Annotated in this window: 20 protein-coding genes and 3 tRNA genes; 1 reads left to right on the forward strand and 22 read right to left on the reverse strand. The window is 38.4% G+C overall.

The features are described from left to right. Positions 1 to 62: 62 nt before the first annotated feature. From FD29_RS09475 to FD29_RS09530, 12 genes are all read right to left on the reverse strand, one after another. Positions 63 to 593, reverse strand: coding sequence for an SLAP domain-containing protein (locus tag FD29_RS09475; protein ID WP_057888696.1), 531 nt, complete (start codon positions 591 to 593; stop codon positions 63 to 65). A gap of 364 nt (positions 594 to 957) precedes the next feature. After that, entirely contained in the window at positions 958 to 1,461 is a 504-nt protein-coding gene (locus FD29_RS09480; protein WP_057888697.1) for an SLAP domain-containing protein, read from the reverse strand. A 337-nt stretch (positions 1,462 to 1,798) separates the two neighbouring features. Beyond that, entirely contained in the window at positions 1,799 to 2,698 is a 900-nt protein-coding gene (locus FD29_RS09485; RefSeq protein ID WP_083477836.1) for a helix-turn-helix domain-containing protein, read from the reverse strand. Between the two features lie 148 nt (positions 2,699 to 2,846). Continuing rightward, a tRNA-Leu gene (locus tag FD29_RS09490) sits at positions 2,847 to 2,932 on the reverse strand. A gap of 37 nt (positions 2,933 to 2,969) precedes the next feature. Continuing rightward, entirely contained in the window at positions 2,970 to 3,434 is a 465-nt protein-coding gene (locus FD29_RS09495) for a SprT family protein (protein ID WP_057888699.1), read from the reverse strand. After that, on the reverse strand, positions 3,434 to 3,868 hold the full coding sequence (locus FD29_RS09500) for a hypothetical protein (RefSeq protein ID WP_057888700.1): 435 nt from the start codon (positions 3,866 to 3,868) through the stop codon (positions 3,434 to 3,436). The genes FD29_RS09495 and FD29_RS09500 overlap by 1 nt, the downstream gene beginning before the upstream one ends. A 5-nt stretch (positions 3,869 to 3,873) precedes the next feature. After that, on the reverse strand, positions 3,874 to 4,854 hold the full coding sequence (locus FD29_RS09505) for a glycosyltransferase family 2 protein (RefSeq protein ID WP_057888701.1): 981 nt from the start codon (positions 4,852 to 4,854) through the stop codon (positions 3,874 to 3,876). After that, a complete protein-coding gene (locus tag FD29_RS09510; RefSeq protein ID WP_057888702.1) occupies positions 4,847 to 6,301 on the reverse strand; it encodes a hypothetical protein in 1,455 nt (484 codons plus the stop codon). The genes FD29_RS09505 and FD29_RS09510 overlap by 8 nt, the downstream gene beginning before the upstream one ends. 16 nt (positions 6,302 to 6,317) lie before the next feature. Then, on the reverse strand, positions 6,318 to 7,469 hold the full coding sequence (locus FD29_RS09515; protein WP_057888703.1) for an aminotransferase class I/II-fold pyridoxal phosphate-dependent enzyme: 1,152 nt from the start codon (positions 7,467 to 7,469) through the stop codon (positions 6,318 to 6,320). Positions 7,470 to 7,616: 147 nt separating this feature from the next. Next, on the reverse strand, positions 7,617 to 8,435 hold the full coding sequence (nadE, locus tag FD29_RS09520) for an ammonia-dependent NAD(+) synthetase (RefSeq protein WP_057888704.1): 819 nt from the start codon (positions 8,433 to 8,435) through the stop codon (positions 7,617 to 7,619). A 2-nt stretch (positions 8,436 to 8,437) separates the two neighbouring features. Next, positions 8,438 to 9,907, reverse strand: coding sequence for a nicotinate phosphoribosyltransferase (locus tag FD29_RS09525; protein ID WP_057888705.1), 1,470 nt, complete (start codon positions 9,905 to 9,907; stop codon positions 8,438 to 8,440). Between the two features lie 44 nt (positions 9,908 to 9,951). Next, positions 9,952 to 11,028 (reverse strand): glycosyltransferase, encoded by a 1,077-nt coding sequence (locus FD29_RS09530; RefSeq protein ID WP_057888706.1) that lies wholly within the window; start codon positions 11,026 to 11,028, stop codon positions 9,952 to 9,954. 58 nt (positions 11,029 to 11,086) lie between these two features. Between FD29_RS09530 and FD29_RS09535 the strand changes: the two genes are divergently transcribed. After that, a complete protein-coding gene (locus tag FD29_RS09535) occupies positions 11,087 to 11,812 on the forward strand; it encodes a WecB/TagA/CpsF family glycosyltransferase (RefSeq protein WP_057888707.1) in 726 nt (241 codons plus the stop codon). 688 nt (positions 11,813 to 12,500) lie between these two features. Here the strand turns inward: FD29_RS09535 and FD29_RS09540 are convergent. The 10 genes from FD29_RS09540 to FD29_RS09585 all read right to left on the reverse strand — a co-directional run bounded on the left by FD29_RS09540 (position 12,501) and on the right by FD29_RS09585 (position 25,389). Further along, positions 12,501 to 13,895: an O-antigen ligase family protein gene (locus tag FD29_RS09540; RefSeq protein ID WP_057888708.1), complete on the reverse strand. Its 1,395-nt coding sequence runs from the start codon at positions 13,893 to 13,895 to the stop codon at positions 12,501 to 12,503. Between the two features lie 76 nt (positions 13,896 to 13,971). Next, a complete protein-coding gene (locus tag FD29_RS09545) occupies positions 13,972 to 14,673 on the reverse strand; it encodes a GntR family transcriptional regulator (protein ID WP_057888709.1) in 702 nt (233 codons plus the stop codon). A 131-nt stretch (positions 14,674 to 14,804) separates the two neighbouring features. Then, a tRNA-Gln gene (locus FD29_RS09550) sits at positions 14,805 to 14,876 on the reverse strand. Positions 14,877 to 14,881: 5 nt separating this feature from the next. Then, a tRNA-Tyr gene (locus FD29_RS09555) sits at positions 14,882 to 14,964 on the reverse strand. Between the two features lie 699 nt (positions 14,965 to 15,663). Next, positions 15,664 to 17,139 (reverse strand): peptide MFS transporter, encoded by a 1,476-nt coding sequence (locus FD29_RS09560; protein ID WP_057888710.1) that lies wholly within the window; start codon positions 17,137 to 17,139, stop codon positions 15,664 to 15,666. A gap of 146 nt (positions 17,140 to 17,285) precedes the next feature. Further along, positions 17,286 to 18,788: a glycerol kinase GlpK gene (gene glpK / locus FD29_RS09565; protein ID WP_057888711.1), complete on the reverse strand. Its 1,503-nt coding sequence runs from the start codon at positions 18,786 to 18,788 to the stop codon at positions 17,286 to 17,288. Positions 18,789 to 18,826: 38 nt separating this feature from the next. Further along, positions 18,827 to 20,335 carry a glycerol kinase GlpK gene (glpK, locus tag FD29_RS09570; RefSeq protein ID WP_057888712.1) on the reverse strand — a complete coding sequence of 503 codons (1,509 nt, stop codon included), beginning with the start codon at positions 20,333 to 20,335 and terminating at the stop codon, positions 18,827 to 18,829. A gap of 114 nt (positions 20,336 to 20,449) precedes the next feature. Beyond that, entirely contained in the window at positions 20,450 to 22,996 is a 2,547-nt protein-coding gene (locus tag FD29_RS09575) for a YfhO family protein (protein WP_057888713.1), read from the reverse strand. Between the two features lie 570 nt (positions 22,997 to 23,566). Continuing rightward, positions 23,567 to 23,896 carry a hypothetical protein gene (locus FD29_RS09580; protein WP_057888714.1) on the reverse strand — a complete coding sequence of 110 codons (330 nt, stop codon included), beginning with the start codon at positions 23,894 to 23,896 and terminating at the stop codon, positions 23,567 to 23,569. A 134-nt stretch (positions 23,897 to 24,030) separates the two neighbouring features. Next, entirely contained in the window at positions 24,031 to 25,389 is a 1,359-nt protein-coding gene (locus FD29_RS09585) for an FAD-dependent oxidoreductase (protein ID WP_057888715.1), read from the reverse strand. Between the last annotated feature and the right edge of the window lie 935 nt (positions 25,390 to 26,324).

Here is a 26,324-nt window from a genome sequence, read left to right on the forward strand (position 1 = left end):
GGTCGGCATACCATAAATATCTTTAATCAATTAATAATTCACACACAGTATTAAAATTTAAATTAAATATTAGCAGTAAATGATTGTTCCACTACATCGTACATGGCAACGTACTCATCAGGAGCAATACGAAGAAATGGCATTCCGTTAGACGTATTTATTACAATATCTGTAGCCCATTGGCTATTAGGTTGAAGTGATACGTCATTTTTTTGTACCAAATTATGATCATATACATTAACAGATTTATCAGGACCGTCAACTGACTGAACTTTAATAGTCATGTGGCGGTTTTTGTATGCAACGCTATCTTTTGAGCTTAAAAATTCATTAGGAGCTACTTGATAATAGTCAGTTCCATTGATGTTTTGTGTTTTAGCAACTTTCCAGGCACTATTTCCTTGAAGTGCAATATCAGTTTTACTACCATTTTGATCATAAATTTGAGCTTGATCGGCAGTAACTAAGGCATAATTGCCCTTTTGTGTAACTGACTGAGCACTTACGTTAGTAACGGATGTTGTAGCAGCAGTAGTTAAGGCACTGCCGGTTCCTAATAGAGCACAGACTAAGAACAATATAGATTTTTTCATTTTGATTGACCCCACTATAATATTTCGATTTCAAACCCCTGTACTCTATTTTTTGGCAGAAAAATAGTGCACACAAAAGTTGATTTTTCGAATATGTAAAACAAAAATATTAATAATTCACACAGTTGCTTATATAATTTTGGCATAACTTATAAGCAACTTCATAGTACAAGGTATTGGCTCCGAATCCAACTAATAATTGTCAAAAATAGGATATTTTTTTATTAAAATATTCATATATTGGTTATACCAAAATCAGAGAAAGCGTTATAACTCCTGATTGTATCTACTTTTGTAGACCTATACTCATGACTATAAAAAAATCGTCAAAAAAATTATTTTTTTTTGACGATTTCCATTGAAATTAATATTTTGCTGTAAATGATTGTTGAATCACGTCCCACATTCCCACGTACTCGTCAGTGGCGACACGTACAAATGGCATTCCATCTGAGGTAGTGATCACACGATCTGAATACCAATAAGTACCGGGTGCTAAAGCTACTTCCGAACTTTCAACAAAATTGTGATTATAGACCGGCACATCTTCACCAGTTGTCACTCTGATAACTTCCGGTCTATTACGATAGACGTAACTATCTTTCGAACTCAAATATTCATTGGTACCGATATGATAATAGTCGGTTCCATTGACATCAATAGTTCTTCCAAGATACCAATCACTATTCTTAGGTTCAGTTTTTCCTAAAGCTTGTGCTGAAGAATTATATACCTCAGCATTGCGGGCACTTACATCTACATAATATCCGCTAGTCACGGATTCAGCCTTAACACTTTGGATGGGCAAAAATGAAAGTCCAAAACCGAGTAGAATCATCAAAAATGCTACTACATATTTTCTCTTCATTTTATATACTTCCTTAGTCTTTTAGACTAATTGCATAATAATATGTTTAAACATGTATAACAATTTTTATAGATATACATATCTTCTAGAGAGTGAAACAAACTCGACCAGCTTTCGAGTATTTGCCTAATCTGCCGAATTGCTCGACGGTCTTACGAGTGATTTGGTAGATGTAGCAAAACGGAAAAAGCTAGTTTGTGCAACTCGTTTCGATAGAGAGTAAAACAAACTCGACCAGCTTTCGAGTATTTATCTAGACTCAGAACTTACGTGCCAGCTCACTAAAAAATTGTAAAAAAATATCCTTGATTCAACTAGAATCAAGGATATTTTTTTATTACTTTGTACCAATCACATTCAACAATGCCTGATTATTACCCGCTTTGGCTAAATAATATGCTAAATTGGAATAACCTTGATATTCTTGTTCTTTATCGGCATTATTCTCAACGGCAATGGCAGCTGCGTAATTCAATTCATCTAAGAAATAAGAAACATGTTTTTCGCACGCATAATTCAAGCCCCAACGGCTGATCCTATATGATTGATCATGTAATCTCATTTCATTGAAAGAGTTGGCGAGTGTCTTACAAATAAAGAGAATCTCTAAGTCATTGGCATTTGTGACTTTTGAATCTGAATCAACTGAGTCGACGATCATTTGGAAATAATACTGAGCACGGTCGGTATGACCTTGGCCCAAATAATTAAGTCCCTTGAATAGATCCGACAAAAAAGTATAAATATCAGACTTATTTGATTTCGTAAGTTGCAAAACCTTGTCCATTGTAAACAAAGAGGCATCATAATTATTATTCCAATAATCCATCACACCGGTAATTAGTTCGTACTGTTTCTTATCATTGTTAGTCAGCTTTCCTTCTAACTCTGATAATTTTGTATCAATACCCTCAATATTTTTTAGTAAAACATCGCGTTCGATCACATCCAGTAAACTTTCCTCGTTGGCAGAAGATTTGCCTGAGAAATCGCTGAAGACATCATTCAATGTCAAATCCAATCTCGTACAAATCTTAATCAGAATGTTTACGGTCGGCGCCGTATTATGTTTTTCAATTTTACTAATCGTATTTTGCGTACAAATATCATTAGCCAACTCAATTTGAGTCAAATTCATTTCTCGTCTTTTATTATAAATAATCGATCCAAGAAACAATGGCAACACGCTCCCATCTATATCGTTATGACATTTATCAATAATACTATACCACCACATTAATATTTATATACATTTATCATAAAAAATTAATCCAATATTGAAATATATTTTGATATTATTTGCGTATATATTAAGGACATTCTCAATTAATTTTATTTATAGGCACAAAAAAAGCAGCCAGACAATCGTCCAACTACTTTAGTTATGCGGGTAAGAAGATTCGAACTTCCACGGAGATAATTCTCCACAAGATCCTTAGTCTTGCGCGTCTGCCAATTCCGCCATACCCGCATGCAAGTTCTACTATACCACAACCATAAATTTATTATCAAGCTGAAATAACAATATCTTTGAGGTATTTTAATTTACCCCGACATTTTCCACAAACGAACCGGCTAGTGTTTATTTTTTTAACACGTTGATAGATAGTTTGACAATTAGTACATTCATAAACATGATAAGTTTTTTTCTTAACCGTACTCTTGATTGGTGAATATCTCAGTCCCCCGACTTGTTGCAAGAGAATTCTAAAAGTGCGGTCTCGATGCTGTGCCGGCAAGCCATCATTGTACAAATGATAATGACACAATTCATGCTTGATAACCCCGACTAAGGTTTCAATTCCGAATTCTTGATAGATCTTGGGATTGATATCGATATTACGATCCTTTAAATGAAATCTACCGCCAGTCGTTTTTAGACGTGAATTGAAATATGCTTGATGAACAAAAGGCTTCCCAAAATATTCTTGGGAAACCTTTTTGATTAGTTCGGTTAATTCTTGATCTGTCATTAAGCTAGATCAGTCAATCTTTGGATGTATTTTGAAAACTTATCCATGTATTCGTCCTGCTTCTTTTCAGATTCATCAAAAGCCTTACGATCAACTTGCTTGTTGTCGCCGATACTTGCAGTCATTTCGGCACAACCCTCAACATATTTCTTGAAGGCTGAGACAAGTGAAATGTGAGTACCCATCAATCTAGCTGGAGCTTTACCTTTTTCAAGTTTAGCCAAAGCATCTTGATAATTCTTTGTTCCAGAAGCGAAGTCTTTTTGAACCTTTGTATATTCAACGTCATCCAACTTGTCGACCTTACTGCGGTCAAGTGCATCACGGATCTTTTCGTATTCAGGGTTCAACTTATCTTGTTCTTCTTGAACTATTTGAACTGTATTGTTGATCAATTGACCATATTGCATAGCTTTCTTTTGTGCGGCATTCATAATAATTACCTCTTATTTTCTTCTTGTGTTTTTTCAGTATAAATATCTCTTTCGATGGTAAATCTTGGGCGTTGTTTAACTTCACTGAAGATCTTGCCAACGTATTCACCGATCACACTGATACTAATTAATTGTACACCACCAAGGGCCCAAATAGATATCATTAGTGACGACCAGCCACTGACTACGTTGCCGTTGATCTTTTGTACGAAACTATAGATCAATAATAGAATACTGATCAAAACGATAAAGAATCCCAAACCCATGATCAACTTGATCGGTACGATCGAAAATGATGTGATTCCATCCATCGCAAACTTGATCATCTTGCGTAAAGGATACTTTGATTCACCGGCAAAACGTTCTTTTCTGGCATAATAAACCTTAGCTGACTTAAAACCAACTAATGGCACGATGCCACGCAAGAACAGGTTTCTTTCCCGATAACTTAACAACACCTCACAAGCTCGTTTGCTCATCAAACGATAATCAGCTGAATCGGGTACCAATTTGACGCCCAAAAATCCCATGAATTTATAGAACATTTCGGCCGTGCCACGTTTGAAGGCTGTATCAGTATCCCGATTATTTCTGACGCCATAAACTACTTCCGCACCATTGAGATATTCATCGACCATCTTAGGGATCGCATTGACATCATCTTGCAGATCAGCATCAATCGTTATAACGGCGTCGGAATCTTTCGAGACTGACGTTACCCCAGCCAGTAAAGCACCTTGGTGACCAAAGTTACGACTGAGTTTAACACCTGAAACAGTTTGATACTTCTGTGAAAATTCATCAATCAACTGCCAAGTTTTATCCTTGCTGCCGTCGTCGACAAAAACGATTTTACTAGTCTCGGTTACTTTGCCCGCTTTGACCAAATCGTCGACGATCTTCGTCAATTCCTTAGTAGTTTCGTGCAAAACTTCTTCTTCGTTATAACAAGGAACTACGATACTTAATTTAAATAAATCAGACATCAAACTTCCCCCACTTTAATCTAGTCCATTCAAAAATACTGTATAATCCCAGACCACCTAAAATGGCGATCACCGGTAGAAATTCCAGACGATAACGTCCTTGTACTTCAATTAATAATTGTACAACGGCATACGCCATCAATGGCAGAATCAAGAGAAATACTTGCTTGTTTGGTGTAGTTTTTAATAATTTTAGTGAACCGACCCATGAGAAGATGATCAACATGGCAGTTCCTAAATAACCTAATAAATTAGCATAATTACTGAATTTTTGTGAATGTTGCTTTTCAAAACCGGAGAAGTACACGGCATTGGAACGACTAGCCCACAGAACTTCATTTTTGCCTAAGAAGAGTTTCAGCCAACCGTGAGTATTGTTGAGATTTTGAATATTCTTGCGGATCACTTGATGTTCTTTAACACTCATTTTGGAGCGGCTTTCCTTCAAATCGAAACGGTCGACCATCTGTTGATCGTAGGCACCATTAGAATTGGCATCCAAACCAATAACGAATTTCCACTCCGAATCACGGTTAGTCAATCCATAAGCGTTCAAACCTGAACTCTTAATTGCTAAACCGGCGGCAGAAAACAGAACTTGATAAATAACTAAAGTAACTAAAACTTTGAGCAAACTCTTAAAATTAAATTGTTTGGCAGATATCATCATGTACAACAGCGCATAAACGACGATCCCGGCAATGATCACTGGTCCAATCGGCCGAATAATACTACCAAACGCTAAAGTAACACCGGCTAAAATATAAGCCCAATACTTATCTTTCATAATCAGATAGAACGTAACTAAAAATAGCAGCATCCCTAAATATTGGTTATCAGCTTGACTATTCAAGGCAAACCAATCCAAATCGATCATCAAAACAAAAACCGTCAAACGTGCTAATTTAACTTGCTTGAACAGTTGCAATGACAATAAATAGGCCATATATAAAATCAACACTTGATAGACTACATTCAACAACTGAATGGCGATCACATGATGGCCAAATATTTTTACCACCGTCATAACGTAGACTAAAAAGCCGGTTTGATAAGCCCATTTGGCGAAATAATCATTGTCATAATTAAAAATCGGCTTACCTTCAAGTGCTTTCGGCGCCATTCGCCAAAAGGCTCCAAAGTCACTCACCTGAGTTGCTGGAACTAGCTTGATCCAAATTAAAGCTACGATTGCAAAGACCAGCAACAAACTGATCAAAATCAGTCGATTGAAATTCTTATCATCATCTCGAAGATGATATAGGAAATAGCCAATTCCCAAAACAAAAATAATTGCACAAAGAAAAGCCAGTATGGCTAGTACTGGCTCAACTTTTAGATAGTTAGTCGTATAAAAGTGCCCCATCTGCACTAAGACAACTGATGTAAAAATCACTAGACACACAACAACTAACTTGCTAATGACGCTTTGAAATTTACTTAGCATGTTACCCCTCTACTTGCTAATTTTTATGACTCTTTAAAAATTGACCGAGTTTGGAGAGACATTTGGCGATATTTTCCATGCTAGCCGCATAGCTAATTCTCAAATGTCCTTCGCCACCGATACCAAAGAAACTTCCCGGTAAAATTGCCAAGTGTTCTTCTTCCAACAATTCATTAGCGAATTTAACATCGTCTTGTTCAAAGCCTGCCGGAATTTTAGCGAATAAATAGAACGCACCATCTGGTGTCGGACATTCCATATTCAGTTCCTTTAGACCTTCAAACAAAGCGTCGCGACGTGATTGATATTGTTCTTTCATTGCCAACGGATCATCATAGCCGTTCGTATATGCTTCTAATGCCGCATATTGAGTGATCGACGTGATCGAAGTCGTTGCCAATTCATGGATCTTGTTTACTTGAGCAATCACTTCAGCCGGTCCACAGACTACTCCGAAACGCCAACCCGTCATCGCATGAGATTTGGATAATCCATTCAAGAGAATTGTTTGATCTGGCAAAATATTACCAAACGAAATATGCTTAAAATTATATGTCAATTCGCTGTAAATTTCGTCACTAATTACAAAAATATCATATTTTTTTAAAATATTAGCTAAAGCTTGTAATTCATCCTCTGTATAACTTACCCCGGTTGGATTACTTGGATAATTCAGTAAGAATATCTTGATGCGAGGATTAGTCTTAATGACTTCTTCCAGCATCGAAGGTGTAACCTTAAAATTAGTCTTGGATGTATCCAAGTATACTGGCGATGCCCCATTGAAATCAGCATCTGGTCCGTAGATTGTAAATGATGGTGAAGGGATCAAGACTTCATCACCGTCTCGCAAAATTGCATTGAAAACTGAGAAAACACCCTCCGTTACACCAGTCGTAGCGATAATTTGGGTTTCTGGATCATAATTCAAGTTGTATTTATCGTGAAGATAATTAGCAACAGCACCCAAAAGTTTATGATCGCCTTCTGGCACAGTGTAGTGCGTCTGATCGTTTTTAATTGCCTTGATAGCGGCCTGTTTGATGTGTTCGGGAGTGTGGAAGTTTGGTTCCCCCACAGTCATATTGATTGCACCCGGAATACTCTTGGCCCGTGCATTGAATTTAAAGATCTCTTGCTGTTTGATAGCAACTACAGACGGTTTCATAAGAGAGATTAAATCACTTTTCACTGTTAAACACCTCTTTTATTAAGATTACACTTCAATTCTACCATATGACATTTTGTAAAAAAAAAGACATTCAAAAAATTTGAATGTCCAAATATGAAATTAATTTTGAAACTTTAAATTTGACTAAACATCAAATACCGTATAAGGAGAGCGACGTTTGTGGGCCGTCTTCTTGTACCAGTTCTCAATGATCTCGGCATTTTCAGGCTTGATATCTTTACCTTCGAGGTAATCGTCAATATCAGTATACGAAACTCCCAAAGCCTTTTCATCAGGAAGACTTGGACGATCTTCCTCCAAGTCAGCAGTTGGTACTTTTTCGTAAAGGTTCTTAGGTGCATCGAGCTTAGCTAACATAGCCTTGCCTTGACGTTTATCCAAACGGAATAACGGCGTTACATCAGCCGCACCATCACCGAATTTGGTATAGAATCCGGTGATATTTTCAGCCGCGTGATCAGTTCCGACCACAACGCCCTTGTTGTCACCAGCAATCGCATATTGAGCGATCATTCGTGTCCGTGCCTTGATATTGCCTTTATTGAAGTCAGAAATAGTTAAGCCATTGTTTTCAACGGCCTTTACCATTGCATCGACGCTCTCTTTGATATTTACGCGCACGATTTTGTCAGCTTGCATCCACTCGATAGCTTGCATACAGTCTGATTCATCGGCTTGTTCACCGTAAGGCAAACGTACTGCGATAAATTGATAATCTTTGTCGCCAGTTTCTTGACGCAATTCAGTCATTGTCATCTCGGATAATTTACCAGCCAAAGTTGAATCTTGACCACCAGAAATGCCTAAGACCAATGTCTTCAAAAAACTGTGTTGTTTAAGATAAGTTTTTAGAAAATCAACTGAACGTCTTATTTCTGCTTCTGGATCAATCGTTGGTTTAGTTTTTTCAAATTCAATAATTTCTTTTTGCAATGGTCTCATTTTTAGTCACCTAATCTAATGTTGTTTACATCATTTCTAATCTTCTCAATATACTTCATCTTGTGACTGTATAGTTTTGAAGATAGATCTACAGGATAGACTTGTGGGTTCAAGATACGTTTGTATTCGTCCCAAAGAGAATCGAGATTGTCAGCACAATATTGTCTGATATCTTTTACATTTGGTAGATCATAAACTAATTTACCGTTGGTGAAGATATCGTGCAATAGTGGCTTAGCTTGGAAATCCTCCACAGTCTTATTGATATAAGTATATTGTGGATGGAACATATAAAGCGAACTGTGTTCTCTTGGATCTTCATTCCAGAAAGTTTCATAGTCGCCCTCTGATTTATCATTCTTTTCGTTGTTAGTGATGCGCCAAACTTGTTTCTTACCTGGAGTAGAAATCTTAGCAGCGTTACTAGAAAGTTTCAAAGTGTCCATCATATTGCCTTTGGCATCTTCGATACTTACTAACTTGTATACGGCGCCAAGTGCAGGTTGGTCAAAAGCGGTAATAACTTTAGTACCGATACCCCAGACGTCGATTTTAGCATCTTGCATCTTCAAGTTAAGAACGGTTTTTTCATCAAGGTCGTTAGAAGCATAAATTTTAGCGTTAGGGAAACCAGCTTCATCAAGTTGCTTTCTGACCCGCTTAGAAATATAAGCCATATCACCGGAATCAATTCTGACACCTTGGAAGTTGATCTTGTCGCCCATTTCACGAGCAACTTTGATAGCACTAGGAACACCACTCTTCAAAGTGTCATAAGTGTCGACTAAGAAGACGCAGTTCTTGTGCGTTGTGGCATAAGCTTTGAAAGCATCGTATTCGTTACGATATGTTTGCACCAAAGCGTGCGCATGTGTACCTGAGATGGGAATACCGAACAATTTACCAGCTAAAACGTTACTTGTAGCGTCAAAACCAGCAATGTAAGCAGCCCGAGTACCCCAAATAGCAGCGTCAACTTCTTGGGCTCTACGTGAACCGAATTCCATGACCGGATCATCGCCACAGACAGTCTTGATACGAGCTGCCTTAGTAGCGATAAGTGTTTGGAAATTGACCATATTAAGAATAGCTGTTTCGATCAGTTGACATTGTGCCAGTGGTCCTTCAACTTGTAGAATTGGTTCCTCATTGAAAACCAAATCCCCTTCTAGTGCTGAACGTACTGTACAACTGAATTGCATATCTTTGAGCCAACGTAAGAACTCCTCGTCAAACTCCCCATATTCACGTAAATAGTCAATATCGGAATCTGAAAAGCTGAGATTCTTCAAATAGTCGACTACATGTTCCAATCCTGCAAAAACGGCAAAACCATTATCAAATGGTAAACTTCTGAAGTAAACTTCAAAAACTGCACGACGATTGTGCAAACCTTTCTTCCAGTATGTATACATCATATTCAATTCATAATAATCTGTATGCAAAGTTAAATCTTCGTCAAATTGAGTCATCATATCTCCCTTAATAATTTGATAGTAACAAGGTCTATTTTACCTTAATTGCCATTTAAAGTCGCTTCGTAACCGTCATTTACCTTGTGTGCTAACTGTTCGATCGAATAGTTGTCGCGAACCTCTTGGTATAAAGCAAAGCCCTTTTGGCCCAAGTTGTCATCTTTCCACAAATCGTGGGCATCATTTAGCGCTGCAATCAATTCTTGCTCGTTGTTCGATTCAACTAGCCAGCCAGTATCATCGTTGATAACTTTATCGGTAGCACCGACATTAGTAGCGATAACTGGTTTGCCATAAGCGGCTGATTCCAAATAAACTGTTGGCAAACTTTCGGATTTGGATGTCAAAACTGATACATCGCACTCTTGATAGAAGTCGCCAGTATTTTCACGAAAGCCCACAAAATCAACCTTATCTTTGATGCCAAGTTCTTTGGATAAGTCTCGCAATTCATCCATCAATGGGCCATCGCCCAAAAGCGTCAAACGATAGTTGAACTTGACTTTACTCAAAGCTTCCAATAGCAAACGATGGTTCTTTACTTCAACCAAACGCGCCACTTCTAGCAAACTAAACGTTGGTTGACGATTGAAGCGCGGATTGATACCGGAAAAATCAATGGCATTGAAAACTTCAAAAGTCTTTTTGGAATCGATCTTGAGAGCTTCAAAGTACTCCGCTAAGTCAGGATTCATGTAGAAGAGCGAATTAGCCTGTTTTAAGGCATGTAAGTTTAATTTGAGCATAACTTTACCTTTGAGACCAGAAAAGTCAATACGAGGGTCAGAATGGACTGTGATCACCCATTTAGCATTAATTTTTTTTCTGATCAAAGATACGATATAGTTGGCACGTGGACCGTGCGTATGAACGATATCGAAGTTATTGTTGTTGATGTATTTCGTCAATGGTTTCAGAATTGACAGATCAAAACGTTGTTTTTGTTCCATCACAGCCACGCTCAAGCCATTTTCTCGAGCCATTTTGGACACAGGACCTTCCTGAAAAGTCAACAGAGTACTTTCTTCTCCAATCAACTTTTGACCCTTCATCAGGTTAACAATATATGTACGAGCTCCACCGTCTTCATTGCCGGCATTGATATGTAAAACCCTCATTAAGACACCTCTCAAATTAATCTTTCTCGTGTATAATAATACATTAAAGGAGAACGCCATGCACAAAAATAGAGTAAATATTTTAGGTACAGAGTTTGATAATTTTACTGAAAAACAATTTCACCATTATCTAGATATGGATCTGGATAATAAGGCTAACAAGTTCATCGTAACACCCAATCCCGAAATTGTTCTTTCTGCTAGAAAAGATACCAGATTTTCAAAAATTATCAACAACGCTGATTACGTTATTCCCGACGGAATCGGAATCATCAAAGGAGCCAAGAGTCTTGGTACTCCCATCCACGAACGGATCACCGGCTTCGATACACTGAAATATTTAATGTCAGCAGCAAATCGCAAACTATTAAAAGTTTATTTACTAGGAGCTAAGCCTGAAGTAATTCAAGCCAGTGCCGATAAAATCAAAAAGGACTACCCTCAAATCGACCTTGTTGGCTTCCATGACGGCTATTTCAAGGATGCGGGTATAATTGCCGAAGAAATTGCCGAAACGAAACCTAACATCGTTTTTGTGGCTTTGGGATCACCTAAACAGGAATTCTTCATCGACAAATATCACGAACGAACAAATGCCATTTGGATCGGCGTCGGCGGCAGTTTTGACGTCTTCTCTGGTACCAAAAAACGAGCCCCAAAAGTTTTCCAAACTTTGAATTTAGAATGGCTTTACCGTTTGGCTAAAGAACCAACAAGAATTGGCCGGATGATGGCAATTCCTAAGTATATGAATTTAATCAACAAAGAAAAGAAACATAAATAGTTTAGACGGTTGATGGTTCACTGCCGTCGTCCGTTCGGCAATATCGGGGCTGGAACGCTGTGAATCTCGTTTGAAACCAACTCAAGATCGGAGTTGTTTCCAAATCGAGTTATATTCTAAGTCGGCAAAATACGCCGACCAAGAATATCTAGCACGGCTGAGCCCCGAATTGCTCTCACTCCCGACTAGATAAATTTCATATCTGGTTTAAAATTTAAAATCCATATTTATACTGTCCGACTGATTTTTACGATTTAATCAATATACTTCAAATAAATATGGTTGTATTAACAAAAGCAGACTATCCCAATAAACTAGATAGTCTGCTTTTTGTGTATCTAAAATAATTATTCATATATTTTGATAATGGTAAATAAGCAATTTAAACAAGTATATGACTATTACCAAACCAATCCTTAAACCCTCTAGTCTGGAATGAAATTCTGGTGGATGCTCAGCCGTGGAAGTCTCTTAGCTGGCGTACCTTGCCAGCTTAGAGACAGACAAGCTTCAAAACAATCGTAAGATTGGTTCGAAGTTGCTCTCACAGCGTTCCAGCAATCCACCAGAATTTCATGGAAGACGGCAGTGAACCACCCCCACACCAAACCAAAATAAAACAAAGCAAAACAAAAAAGCTAAGAACAATCAGGCAAAAGCAAATCGCCTAATTTCTTAGCTTTTATTTTTAATCTTCAACATCAATTGTATAAGGATCTTCTTTGGTTCTAACAAAGATACGTGCGTTCAACATCGCATAGCCTAAGATCGAAACGAAGTAAATACTTACCGAAGGTGCTTCGATAACGTGTCCCGTCATCAGAGCCATTCCAAATCCTAAAGCCACACTAGCAACTAACATAGCCCACTTAAACGACCACATATACTTGAACTTCATTAAGAACATTCCAATGAGGTAAATCAAGCAATAAACTAATGGCGCTAAGTAAACGATCGTACCCAAGAAACCGAATTGGAAGAAGATATCAATATAATCCATCTCGACCAATTTAGCTTTCTTTTCACTCTTGAAACTCGTTGCATAACCCATACCAAAGACCTTTTGTGCAGGTGTTGCTTTGGCAAAATTGTGCGCCGCATTTTCAAAGTAAACTGTTCGACCACTGAGCAAGTATGAAACTGTCTTGTTAGTTTCAACATACTTCTTTTGATCTTTAGTAATACCCTTTTTACTCTTAGCTTGCTTCTTCTTGTACTTGATCATATCGTTATGCAATTCAGCGGTTCTAGAAACGGCCATTGCTGGATATGCGGCGAAAACTCCACCCAACGTAACGACCAACAAAGCGACGATACCCGCAGCAAATTTGCGGTCGCCCTTGTTTTGGATAAAGTGAATAATCGCCGCTAAGATACCCATGCACAAACCGAACAGAATAGCGAGCAATGATCCCTTCGTACCGATCAATAAAGCTGAATAGATAGCAATGATAATCGTTAACCAATAGTAGATCTTTGACCAACTATTGATCTTTTTAAGTGCGTACCAAATCATAATTGGAAAAGCTATCGAAACGATGGCACTCAACTCATTAGCGGCATAGAACCAACCACTCTCACCTAACTTGTAGTATGAGTAAGAACTGAAGCTGGTGTTAGTAAAGTGCGCTACGATCATGATTGCACTGACGATATTTATCGCAATAAAAATCACTTTGGGGAAGAATCGATTGATAATCCGATCCTCAGCCAATTCTTCAAAGGCATAAAAGTAGCCTAGTAACATTACTGGATAGTACAAACTCTTTGCTAAAGTAGTTATTTCTAGTGATGGTATAAATAATCTTTTGGTTTTGTAATTGACGAACATACTGATTGCTGAAACGATCCCCAGCAATACGAAATACCCAATAATTCGAAAACCATGCTTATTATCCCGATTCAATATAATAAAGATCAGAATGTAAAACACAGTGACTGCCATAACGGCCATTCGGATAAGTACCCCGAAGGTAACATCGATATGGGCTTGAGTCATTAATCCAGTAATAGAATCTAATACCGGTTGAAAAACGATGTATAGCATCAAGAAGATACTATACTTTTTTAAAAAACTCTGCATAAGTGACTCCCAGTTAAAAATTTAAAAAGTAATGTTAGACTATATCTAACCCTAAAATTGCTTTTAAATAAATTGATTATCTTTCTAAATAAAATTCGAAACGGTCACCGGCATATTGTGAGCGAACATACTCAAACGGACGGTTATCGTCTAATGTCGTAATCTGTCTTACACACAATACTGCTGAACCACGTTTGACGTTCAAAAAGTTAGCAATTTTTTCTGATGCTAAAATAGCTGAAACGGTCTGAGTGGCGTCACCTAATTTTAACCCAGCTTTGTCTTCCAAAGCTTTATATAGTGAAGACGTTATGTCTTTTTTGTTCAAGCTCTTAACAATATCAACCGGAATGGTCGCAACTTCAAAACAAATTGGCTGTTTATCCGCATAACGGATCCGTTCCATTCGAAGCACTTGGTCGCCTTCTTTTAGTTTTAATTTTTCAATTTCACTAATTGAAGGATCGGCAACGTGATAAGAAACTGTCTTACTAGATGGCTTTTTGCCCTGACTTTCAGTAATTTCGGTAAAACTAGTCGTTCCTGACATCTTTTCTTGAACCTTGCTGCTGGCAACGTAAGTACCGGAACCAACCTGTCTTTGCAAAATCCCTTCATCAACGAGTGTTTGAATCGCCTGACGCAATGTCATTCGGCTGACATCAAAAACTTGTGAAAGCTGTCTTTCAGAAGGGATTCGTTCCCCTACGGCCCACTTGCCTGATTCGATTTCTTTTCTTATTTCATTATGAATTTGTATGTATACTGGTACCTTCATTTTTGGCCACTCCCTTACGAGCATTACTTTACTAATTATACAGTATTTCGTTAATGGAATTTAGTAATTGGTCTAAAAACTTACAAAATAAAAAGGCAAAATCCATATTCTGAATTTTGCCTTTTACATTATTGGGTTAGATGGATTCGAACCATCGCATGACGGGATCAAAACCCGTTGCCTTACCGCTTGGCTATAACCCAATGAATGGAGGGGAGTGGATTCGAACCACCGAACCCGAAGGAGCGGATTTACAGTCCGCCGCGTTTAGCCAGACTTCGCTACCCCTCCATGAGATACGTTGTCTTTCATTCGACTTAATAATATTACCGAAAATATGATTCCATTTCAAGTAAATTTTAAAACTTTTTTTATTTTGGTTGTTCACTGCCGTCGTCCGTTCGGCAATATCGGGGCTGGAACGCTGTGAATCTCGTTTGAAACCAACTCAAGATCGAAGTTGTTTCCAAATCGAGTTATATTCTAAGTTGGCAAAATACGTCGACCAAGAATATCTAGCACGGCTGAGCCCCGAATTGCTCTCACTCCCGACTAGATGAATTTAATATCTGATTTATTAAGATTTAACACATATAACTCTTTCTTAAATATGATTGTATTAAAAAAGCAGATTATCCAAATAAACTAAATAGTCTGCCTTTTTAATTCTTTATATCCGCATCTTTTGATAATAGTAAATAAACAATTTATATAACCATTACCAAACAATACTTAAACTCCCTAGTCTGGAATGAAATTCTGGTGGATGCTCAGCCGTGGTAGTCTCTTAGTTGGCGTACCTTGCCAAGTTAGAGACAGACAAGCTTCAAAACAATCGTAAGATTGGTTCGAAGTTGCTCTCACAGCGTTCCAGCAATCCACCAGAATTTCATGGAAGATGGCAGTGAACCCTCAACAAAACAAGATAAAACAAAGACAAACAAAAAAGCCACGACAACAGTCATGACTTCAATTAGTTATATTTATATGTTAATTAACACCAGCCATAAGCTTCTTGATCTTTGGTACGAACATAATCAAGATAACCGCTACGACTAATGTAACGATACCAGTAACACCAAAGAACATCATTTCGTTTTGAGGGTTGCCTGGTTGGAACAACTTAACGATTTGAGCATTGGCAGCTTGTCCAGCTGAATCAGCTAGGAACCACATACTCATCATTTGACCTCTGAAAGCCTTAGGAGCAAGTTTAGTTGTGGCTGACAAACCAACTGGAGAAATCAACATTTCACCAATTTCAATGATACCCCAACTTAGAACGAGCCATAGTGGACTAACTTTACCGCTAGCACTTAGACCCATCAAAGGAATAATCAATACAAAGTAAGAAATAGCTGTGGCAACCAATCCCATCCAGAACTTAGATGGTGATGATGGTTGACGCTTGCCAAGCTTTGTCCAAAGAATGGCAAAGAATGGTGTATAGATGATGATGAAGAATGGGTTAAGCATTTGGAACAATGGAGCTGAAAGGTTCCATCCCATAAAGTGTAGGTTTGTTTGTTCAGCAGCGAAAAGTGCCAAAACAACTGAACCTTGTTCTTCAATAGCCCAGAAAACAACAGCGGCCAAGAACAATGGAATATAAGCTAGAACACGTGAGCGTTCAATCTTTGTAACCTTTTTACTTGTGATCATCATAATGAAGTAACCAATTGGCAAGGCAATACCTAAGATAGAAATGATTGTAATTACGTTAGTAATTGTAAAGGCATGTGCCACGATCATAACGATCACGATAACTACGATTGCGATGATTGAAATTGTTAAACGTTTGTAGAACTTACTACGTTCTTTGTCAGTAATTGGATCTGGTGCATGTAAACTTTCTTCTGGAAGATACTTCTTTCCATCCCACCAGTAAACGATCAAACCAATAAACATACCAATAGCGGCTAATGAGAAACCAGCATGGAAGTTAAATTGACTACTCATAGCATTTACAGCTGGTGGAGCAAATAGTGAACCTAAGTTGATACCCATGACATAAATACTGAATCCGGAGTCACGTCTTGGATCTCCTTCTGAGTACAATCCACCAACCATTTCGGATACGTTTGGCTTCAATAGTCCGGTACCAATAACAATAAGTGCGATAGATGCAAATAGTCCAACTTCACCAATTGGAAGCGACAAGACGATGTGACCAAGCATGATCAAAACACCACCCCAGAAGACTGTTCTTCTGGCTCCCAAAAGTCTATCACTGATAAAACCACCAAGCACACTTGACATGTAAACAAGTGAACCATAGATAGACATAATTGATGCAGCAGTAGTACGGTCCATACCTAGACCGCCCTTAGTTACCGCATAATACATGTAGAACAGCAAAATGGCACGCATACCATAGTAACTGAATCTTTCCCAAAATTCAGTTAGGAATAATGTACGCAAGCCTGTCGGTTGTCCGAAGAAACCTCGATCTTTCTTTTCGTCCATTAAAATTCTCCTCACATTACACAATGAATGTATTAATATTAAACTTTCAAATTCCCATTGTCAAAACATTTTTAATAAAAGCGCCGTAAATTCTTTTATATCAACAAAAAAAAATAAGAGCCTTTTAATATAGACTCTTAATCTTATTAACGTTTATGTTTAAATGCCATCGTTGCCGTGACAGCATTTTGCCATCCTGCATACAAATTTTCACGGACTGATGAGGCCATTTTTGGTTGATAAAGTTTGCCAGTTTGATAATTTTTCTTAATATCTTCCTGATCTTTCCAAAAACCAACGCCGAGTCCGGCCATAAAGGCGACTCCCAACGAGGTTGTCTCTAATTCAGAGGAACGTTGCAAGTCGATATCCAAAATATCAGCTTGGAATTGCATCAAATAATCATTAGCCGAAGCTGCCCCATCAACTTTCATTACTTCGATAGGAATCTTAGAATCTGACGCCATAGTCGTAATGATATCTTTAGTTTGATAAGCGATTGCCTGCAAAGTGGCCTTGATAAGATCTTTGTCAGTCGTTCCTCTAGTGATGCCAAAAATCGTTCCATGAGCTTGGTTGTCCCAATATGGCGCACCCAATCCGGCAAAAGCTGGCACGACATAGATTTCATCTTGATTAGTCGAAGCTTTGGCTGCCGCAGACGTTTCTGGTGTACTGCTGATCAAGCGCATGTCATCACGTAACCACTGCAAGGCCGCCCCAGCAACGAAGACACTACCTTCCAAAGCGTATTTGATCTGGCCATTGATACCATAAGCAATCGTCGTCAATAAGTTATTATCAGACATTGCCGGTTTGTCACCGGTGTTCATCACGGCAAAGGCACCGGTACCATAAGTATTTTTGACCATACCTTTTTCAAACGCCATTTGGCCGAATAAAGAAGCTTGTTGTGAACCGGTCATTCCTGAAATAGGAATCTCTGAGCCGTAGAATTGATAGTTCTTCGTTACGCCAAAAATTTCGGAGTTCGATCGAACTTCAGGCAACATTGCCTTAGGAATATTGAACAATTTCAAAAGGTCATCGTCCCAAGATAATGTGTTGATATTATAAATCATCGTTCGACTGGCATTAGCGTAATCGGTCATGAAACTTTCGCCATCAGTCAATTTCCACAACAGCCAAGTATTGATCGTTCCGAATAACAATTCACCATTTTCAGCACGTTTCTGAGCACCGTCGACATGATCGAGGATCCAGCGAATCTTAGTAGCGGAGAAATAGGGACTGATGATCAAACCAGTTTTTTGATGAATTTCTTCTTTGTAACCCTCTTTGATCAAGTCGTTAGCTAATTTTGAAGTTTGACGGCTTTGCCAAACGATAGCGTTATAGATCGGCAAGCCAGTCTTCTTGTCCCAAATAACCGTTGTCTCTCGCTGACTAGCGATACCGATAGCTTTAATCTGTTGAGGCTTGATGCCTGAATCGATCAGAGCGGTGGCAATCGTCGTTTGCACGGCATTCCAAATTTCATTGGGTTCATGTTCGACCCAGCCAGGATTAGGCAAAATTTGTTGAATTGGGTGGCGAGCTACGGCTACCTTTTTACCGCTGTGGTCAAAAATAATTGCCCGAGCAGTTGTCGTCCCTTCATCGATTGCTAAAATATATTCTTTCTCCATTGTTAAACTCCTACACACAAAAAAAGGCGCTTGCGCCTTTATCTCATTGCTTTATGTTTAAATTTTCTCGTTGCGCTGACAGCTTCTTGCCAACCTTCATACAAATAATCGGCTCGTTTAGGGTCCATTTCCGGTTCAAAGGTGGCTCCGGTTGCGTATTGCTTTTTAATATCATCTAGGTTATCCCAATACCCCACTGCTAGTCCAGCTAAAAATGCTGCACCCAAAGCAGTTGTTTCCAAATCCTTGGCTCGTTGCACTGGTGTCTGCAAAATATCAGCTTGGAATTGCATCAAGTATCTATTGTTAGCAGCCCCACCGTCAACTTTCAAAGTTGGAATGGCAATACCGGTATCACGTTTCATAGTTTCCAAAACATCACGTGACTGATAAGCCAACGATTGTAAAGTAGCTTTGATGAAATCGTCCTTGGTCGTTCCACGAGTCAAGCCAAAGACTGCACCTCTAGCATCGGCATCCCAATATGGGGCACCTAACCCAGTAAAGGCAGGTACAACGTAAACTTCATCGTCATCATCTGATGCCAAAGCAGCTTCCTCTGACTCTGGAGCTGTATCAACTAAGTGCATAGCATCACGTAGCCACTGAATAGCTGAACCGGCCACAAAAATACTACCTTCCAGTGCATAGTAAACTTTGCCATTGATACCGTAACCGATCGTCGTCAACAAATTATTGTCAGACAACTGTGGTTTTTCGCCGGTATTCATCACGATAAAAGCACCAGTCCCATAAGTGTTTTTGACCATTCCGGGTTCAAAAGCCATCTGACCAAATAACGCTGCTTGCTGGTCACCAATCATACCGGCAATGGGAACTTCCGAACCATAGAAGTGATAGCTCTTGGTCTTGCCATAGATTTCCGAATTAGGTCGAACTTCGGGCAAAATAGCCCTAGGAATATTCAAAACCTTTAGAATATCGTCATCCCACTTCAAATCATGGATATTAAACAACATAGTTCTTGAGGCGTTGGAATAGTCCGTCACATGGGCTGCTCCACCGGATAGTTTCCATAATATCCACGTATCGATCGTGCCAAATAATAATTCGCCTTTTTCAGCTCGTTCTTGTGCCCCATCGACATGATCGAGGATCCAACGAATCTTCGTAGCCGAGAAATATGGGTCGATCAACAAGCCGGTTTTCTCGTGAATCATATCTCCATAGCCATCAGTTTCCAGTTTTTTAGCAATCTCTGAAGTTTGACGACTTTGCCAGACGATAGCGTTATAAATTGGCAAACCAGTCTTCTCGTCCCAAATAATAGTTGTTTCACGCTGATTAGTAATCCCAATCCCTTTGATCTGATTAGGTTTAATGCCAGATTCAATAAAAACGGTCGCTATTGTAGATTGGACAGCATTCCAAATCTCATTGGCATCGTGTTCGACCCAACCGGGAGCAGGAAAATGTTGCGTAAATTCTCGTTGTGCATCCGCAATCTTACTGCCGCTTTGATCGAAAATAATTGCCCGAGTGCTTGTTGTACCTTCATCAATTGCCATAATATATTCACTTGACATTATTTCACCTCATTTTTGGTTGTAAACGTTTCATATCAAAATATTATAACATCTTGCTAGTAATGCAAATAAATTTGCTAATATTTTTTGATATTTTGTTATTAATGATATTTTTTAGTTTTTATTTGATCTATCTTTTGATTTTACAGTTAAAATAAAACCACTGAACAATATTACGGAGATTATCGAAATGATCCAACCCAATTTTAAGCCAGGTACTTGATAATTCAATACTACTCGATGATGGCCTGGTTTCAAGTTGATTGCCATTAAATTATTGACGACTTTGTGAATTTTCACTGGTTTACCGTCAACTCGTGCACTCCAGCCATTGTCATATGGAATACTGAATAGCATTGGCGAAGCTTTTTTAACATTAATTGTTCCTCGGACGGTATCGTGGTTCAAATCTGAACTGATCCGCAAAGAGTTTTGTCTGAATTTAGCCACAGTATCCAAGAATCTAGGCTGATCCAAAGATTGGAAGTAATTAGGATTTACATCCAGTGACTTATTAGTCAAAATCTGTACTTCCACTGCCTGATTGCGTTTGAAATGTCCCAGATGCAAAGTGGCCGCCGAATAGACATTGATTGGCGAGGTTTTGACCCGTTTGCCATTGACATAGATCTTGGCGGTGTCGTAATTCATCGGCGATACATAAAAGTATAACGGTCCACTAGCCCGCGTCGTCAGTTGATAACTGTACATCGTCTTATTATTGACGTCGCTCTGTTGCATGCTGTTCAATGATACATTCCGCAAATATTCCGTACTCGTCCCGTTTAGAGATTGCCAAAGTCGATCTTGATTGTCGAGAGCTCGTTTGGAGTACATCTTGAAACCGTAGACATCTTGATTGACCATAAATCCTAATGTCGGTGCATTGAAATTCTTTTCAACTTGATAGTGATCTTCCCATTGGCGGATCTGATAGTTGACGCCCAACAGTGCATTGGTTAAATTAGTTCCACCATAATAGCTTATCCGTCGTACATTCAGACTAAAGTAACCCAGGTTGTGCAGCATCTCCAGCGTGTCTTGATTCAGAGTCGAACTGTACAGACTGACACTGTTAATATTGAACAAAATTGGATCGTTATAGTTATTGTATTTATCAGGAAAAGCCTTGTTCAAGCCCGATTTCGAGACAATGATTCGATGACCGTTATGACTCTTATTTTTCACTTCATGTAAAATATCCGCTTCTTGATCGAATTCGTTCCGATAAATCAGCTGATTTCCAAAACTAGCCGTACTCATAACTGAATTAAAGTTGGCGATAACTTCAAATGACACCATCAATAACATTACGAACAACAGACTCTGTTTGCGGTTCAAAGCCCACAAAATCAAACCTGAAGTAATAATGCAGACTAAACTCAACCAGAAATATCTACCATCATATTGATTATTAGGCGTTGCAAAACCTAACTGTTCAATGATCTTAGGCAACAGCCACTGGGTCGAATAACCGATACAGATCAGAATTCCTGCTACACAAGTACTCTTAACAATCGTCGACGTCTCCTGAAGTACTCCGCTGTCAAACGCCTTATAAGCGATAAAAATACAGACGAACGAGAAAATAAAACTATTTCTAAAGGGAAAACCAGCTGGGTTTTGGAACATGTGCCAGACCGTATTGAAAGTTGTGACGAACATACTGATCAACAAGATTCCCAACAGTAATGTCGCATTCAACTTATCCTTATTGCTGATCTTGACGCTGATAAAATAACTCAACAACAAGATCAAAATCGCTGAAGTCATGAAAACTGACGGACCGTGTTCCAACCGTTGCTCAAAAGTATTGCCACCGATACCTAACTCGGTTAAAGCTTCTAGTCCAAATCGTGCTGACGGCAGGTAATTCAAGACATTGAAGGAAGTCTTAGCAGTCTTTAACATCCCCACTAAGGTTGGCACCAAAACGACTGCCGAACTCATTCCGGCCAAAACCGAGGTCATTAAATAATTACGTATCGTGCGCCACTTGTCATGCTTTTGAAAGAGATTTTGTTCCATCGCTACATATATGAAGAAACACAACGAAAAGATACAGAGCATATAGCCCAAATAATAGTTAAAGATAATTGAAAACAAAATCGTAAAGTAGTAAAAAACATACTTCTGTTGCTTGATAACTTTCAAGACACCAATCGCTACCAATGGCAACATGATCAACGCATCGAGCCACATCAAGTCATAAAAGTATGAAGCCACGAAACCACAGAAACTGTAAGCTATCGTAAACATGTAATTAGCGATACGAACTTTTTTAAAATAAAATTTCAAAAAGTAAGCCATCGTTACGCCCATCATAGCTATTTTGAGCATGATGATTATATTAGCCGCTGCTGGTACGCCTTTAGGACTGAACAAGACTAACAGCAAATTAAACGGCGACAACAAATAATAGCTGATAACTGGAAAGAAATTATCACCTAATGATTGACTGAAAAGATACAAATGGAAATTTCCCGAAACCAATTGTCGTCTCAATTCCGTCAAAAAAGCTAGATACTGTGTTCCCAAATCGCTACTTAAAAAGTTGTTACTGCCAAAGGGAACTAAGCCTGAACTAGCAAATATAATTGAAATAATAACAAGATTAATAAAAAACGCTCCGAAGTAATACAGGACATGACGTTTTGACATATTAAATTCTCCTTACTAACTACCCAAATAATATGGGATTATCGGTTTAATTGCAAAAAGAAGACATCAAAAAAGGCTTGCGTTAGCAAGCCTGACATCATATTTTTCTTCATGTGCATTACCTCATTTATATTTAATAATTAAGCGATTTTTTTGAATGGTTTTGGTTCGTGTATTTTTGTATTTTGAATTTGTATTTTTGATTGGTTTAAATTAGTTCAAAAAGTTCTTAGCGTTATGATTTCTGATCATCTTAGTGCATGCTGCTGCTAAAACTGACACACCCGTTAAGACTAGAAAAGGATGTTTCTTCATATGCTTCACCTCGTTTTTTTGTATAGCCATATTTGACTATGTACAAATAGTAACTTTAATTTATGAAAACCTTGCTACTAAAATTAGAATAATTTGTGAAGATGAAGTTTGCCTTAATATGGTTCTTTTCTGGGCTTGATTGTTGCTGTTGTCTTTCATTGGTAGCATTGAGATTTTTAATAACTAGATATTTTTATAATTCGCTTTTGGGGGCACGAAAAAAAGCGGTTTTATCAACCGCTCTACTTAGTTTTCTTATTTAGATTTATTAATATTATGAACGAATTCACCTAACAAATTGGAATCAACTTCGGGGATCTTGGTCAATTTTTGAATCAACCACTGACCTAAGGCATAATAATGCTCCTGGTCCAAATTGAATTTCTGAGCATAGACGGCCTGAATCGCAGCTTCATACTTTTCGTGCAACAATAAGTCATCTAATGCCGTGTAAAGCTTGCCGTTTTGATTTTGCTGCTGTTGATAGACAATTTCGGTTTTACTAGCACCTTTTTTACCAACCATCATCCCAAAGCCTTCCGCAAAGGATTTGATTTGGCGCATGATGTAATCACTGTCATCCATTGGTCGTCCCCTCCTCTAAAACTATCTTTAAAGTAACACCTTTGTTTTTTTCTAGCATCAAAAATACCACGATATTTACAAAAAGAGGCAGCCACACTGACTGTCTCTTTTACACTTTATATCAGGGAGTAATTCTATTCAGTCACTTCTTTGGCAGCGTCAGCTTTTTCCACAGCGGCACCAGCTAAAGCACTAACATAGTTGACTGGTTTATCAAAGTTTGGTTGGAACAAGAAGTCGACCATTGATAGTTCATCGATCGTAACCTTCTTTTGAATAGCTAATGACAAAAGATTTGCTGACTGCGATACGTCATACTTACTTGTCAAAGCTCCACCCAAAATGACTCTTGATTCAGGATCCCAAACTAGGTTCATCAATACCGGAGTAGTTGATAGCATGAATTCTGGACGATAGTTGTCTTCCAATGAAACGAAGGAAACTTTCTTACCCAAGGCTTGTGCGTGAACTTCAGTCAATCCACTAGCAGCGTAAGTTCTACCAAACAATTCTACGGCTGAACTAGCTTGTGTTCCCATATATTTGGCTGTGTCATGTTCAATATTTTTACCAACAAGGATTCCTTGACGAACTGAGTTTGTGGCCAATGGAATATATTGGTCATCAGCAGTTGGATTGTAGTGAACTGAGGCAGCATCGCCGGCTGAGAAGACATCGGGTTTACTTGTGTGCATATATTGGTCAACGAGCAAAGCCCCATTTGGCAATGTTTCGAACTCATCAGCGAACATCTTTGTATTAGGACGGAACCCAACGCACATAATGGCCACATCAGCTTCGTATGTATTCTTGTCAGTTTTGACAATAATACTGTGATCAGTTTCCTCAAATGATTCAACTTTTTCATTCATGCCTAATGTAACACCGTTATCGAGATAATCTTTTTCAGCGACAGCGGACATATTTGGATCAAGATTCTTTGCTAAAACGTGTGGCAATGCATCGATCAAAGTTGTTTCCTTACCTAAAGTTGCATAGCCTTCGGCAAGTTCGGCACCAATATAGCCAGCACCAATGACGATAGCGCTCTTGATATCTTTAGCATTTTCTTGCAATTCTTTGGCATTAGTCCAGTTCTTGCAAAGCATGACACGACTGGAATCGATGCCTGTGATTGGAGGGATAACTGGAGCTGAGCCAGTTGTGATGACTAATTTATCGTAATCTTGCTCAAAAGTTTCACCGCTGACAAGGTTCTTTACAGCCAATTTCTTATTGTCAAAATCAATGTCAGTTACATCGTGTTGCATGTACATGTGTGCGCCCAAATCTGTCAAAGCTTCTGGACTTGCATAGAACATCTTGTTGGGATCTGAAACACGGTCACTGACCCAAAGAGCGATTCCACATGATAGGAATGAGAGGTTATCATTGCGTTCGAAAACTGATACTTCCCAATCGGGGTGCTCCTTCAAAATATTCATTGCTGAGAATGTTCCTGCGTGAGTACAACCTACAATACTTACTTTCATAATCATTGCCACCCTTTTTTAGTATAGGTATATTATAATTAATTCCAATCAATAATTAAAGCGCTTACATGCAATTTAAAAAAATATATTGCCGATATAATTATTGTATATTTTGCTCATAAACGGCTTATTTACGCCCCACATTGTGACTTTTTGAGTATTATTTCTTTGAAAAGAACACTTATGAAGGTACTATTATAATCACACAAAATCAGTAGTTTATCGTTTTAAAAACAAATAAATATTTTTTTCTAAAATGAATTTATTTGTCTAAACATATATGCTATATTATAACCGTGAAAGGGGTACAGATATGGAAATGCAATTCCTTCCTTTTTTAACTCTTAATGAAAAGGTTGCGATACACATCCTCATATCGTTACCTTTAAGCTTACTCGCAGTGCAAGTGAGAATTGCCCCCCTCAATCAATTCTTACTTCAACAATGCGTATCCCATTACAATAATTTACTTTGAATGCTTTCATTAATTAACAAATCCCTCTCTATTTGACAAATATGGAAACCTCACAAGCATTCATATCTTACCCCTGACACTACTGGTAATGCCGTTACACACATGGTGTAACAAAAAAACAAGCCCGTCCCCCCAGATAGGCTGTTTTTTTTTGGCCTTTTTTCAAATTAATTCGAACAACATTATGACATTCGTTTCAACAATTCATGCCTATTAAGACTACTGTCTACTAATTTGTTTAATTAATAGACTGGTTTTTATTGAATTGTTTGGTTAACGGTTCACTGCCGTCTTCCATGAAATTCTGGTGGACGCTGGAACGCTGTGAGAGCAACTTAGAGCCAATTACGGTTCGAATTGTCTCTAAGCTTGTCTGTCTCTAAACTGGCAAGGTTCGCCAGCTGAGAGACTTCCACGGCTGAGCATCCACCAGAATTCCATTCCAGACTAATGGGTTTAA

This window comes from Companilactobacillus mindensis DSM 14500, from assembly GCF_001434275.1.
GTDB lineage: Bacteria > Bacillota > Bacilli > Lactobacillales > Lactobacillaceae > Companilactobacillus > Companilactobacillus mindensis.